The 646-nt window shown below is 40.6% G+C and carries 1 protein-coding gene; it reads left to right on the top strand.

All coding sequences use genetic code 11. From position 1 onward, the window contains the following. Positions 1-646 (top strand): RHS repeat-associated core domain-containing protein (locus ACED20_RS21175; protein ID WP_378106740.1); only part of this gene is annotated, 646 nt, incomplete at both ends.

The following is a 646-nucleotide window of genomic DNA, read 5'->3' as shown; positions in this document are numbered from 1 at the left end:
ATGTATGATTACGGGGCAAGGATGTATATGCCGGATATTGGAAGATGGGGCGTGGTGGATCCGCTGGCGGAGAAGATGAGAAGACATAGTCCGTATAACTATGCTTTTAATAATCCGATTATTTATATCGATCCGGACGGTAGACAACCGGATCCTCCAGGAGGTCCAAAACCTAGAGTTTTAGCGGTATTTTATCATGGGGGTCCTACTGGAGATGGAAAGATAAGACCTAATACGAATGATGCAGGAGGAGCAGGTGTTCGATATCTTGCAACTGCATCTTATGCTAGATCTCTGGGAATGGATTTTAAGGGGGCTGTAATATCTCCATCACTAACACAAGGCCCTGGAGTAGAAACAGGTAAGTCATTTTTAGAGAATAACTACCAAAAAGGTGATGTTGTTGTTGTGTATGGTTACAGTTACGGAGGGGATAATGCTGTTAATTTAGCTGAAGCTGTTCCTGATATTCCAATTGATACGATGATAATAGTTGATAGTTCAGATGGTCCTTTAAAAGGATCGACAGTAGATACATCAATTCCTGATAATGTTGATACTGCATATAATTTTTATCAAGAAAATAATTCTGGAGCATCCAGTTCATCCAGAGCTTCTGGTTCTTCATCCGGTACTTCTAGTAATA

This window comes from Chryseobacterium sp. sg2396 (assembly GCF_042610505.1).
GTDB lineage: Bacteria > Bacteroidota > Bacteroidia > Flavobacteriales > Weeksellaceae > Chryseobacterium.
Note: the sequence above shows the minus strand (reverse complement) of the source record. Positions and strands in the feature narration are given on the sequence as shown.